Here is a 1,006-nt window from a genome sequence, read left to right as displayed (position 1 = left end):
CTTTGATACTGCATGGCTGCCAATATACCGTGTCGACTACCGACTACTGGGGATTGTTTTGTTTGGGAATGTTGTTCATGCTCGGCGTATAGTCTGCCGCTTTTTTGGCCTTGATCGAAACCATCTCATCGTTAACAAATTTGTTTGTTTTGGATGCGGGTGGATTTTTCCTTTCCAAGTCTCATCACCTCCGCATTTATAATGCACTTGTTCATGAAATTTTATCCTGCGCTAAATCGTTATTGGTCATCCAGACGACTCATTTTCCTGTCCGAAATTAATACAAATGCCCAAGCTTTTGGGTCGATACCTAACCCCAAAAAATAACCCGTCGCTCGACGGGTTATTCCATACTCAACCGTATATATTCGGTTTCTCCTGATGCACATGAATGCTCATGACCAGACCGATCGACAACATATTAATTAACAACGAGGACCCGCCATAACTAATAAACGGTAGTGTGATACCCGTCATTGGCATGATGCCGATCAGCATACCGATATTCTCGAACACCTGGAACACATACATCGAGACGATCCCGACAATGATGAAGGACCCGACCCGGTCCGTGCTCTGAATGGCTATATAGATCATCCGGTAAATAATGACGAAGTAGAGTAGCAGCAAGAGCGAGGCGCCTATAAAGCCGAACTCCTCCCCGACAACGACGAATATGGAGTCTGAGTATGGGTACGGGATGAAACCCTTCTGCACCGAATCGCCTTGCTTGAAGCCTTCCCCCTTCAGGGCACCTGACCCAATGGCTCGAATAGAATTCTCTACTTGATATTTAGCATCTGCGGACGCGTTCTCCGGGTCCATGAACGTGTTGATCCGATCCAAGCGATGCACCCATTTGTCCATATCGTTAGCCTTCAGATAGTCCACAAGCGGACTATAATACGTCTGGAACGAGTAGAAGAACAGAGCGATCAGCCCGATTATAAGCGCACCACCGATTAATACATGCAAATACTTGATGTTCCCGATCCAATACATGAAC

Annotated in this window: 1 protein-coding gene; it reads right to left on the bottom strand. The window is 46.2% G+C overall.

Annotation, left to right across the window (positions count from 1 at the left end; translation table 11 throughout):
• Positions 1–354: 354 nt before the first annotated feature.
• Positions 355–1,006 (bottom strand): FtsW/RodA/SpoVE family cell cycle protein (locus AC1DWB_RS36040; RefSeq protein WP_477545850.1); only part of this gene is annotated, 652 nt, incomplete at its 5' end.

This window comes from Paenibacillus sp. P4_E11 (genome assembly GCF_056401635.1).
The sequence above is the reverse complement of the archived record's forward strand: the minus strand, read 5'-3'. Positions and strand labels throughout refer to the sequence as shown.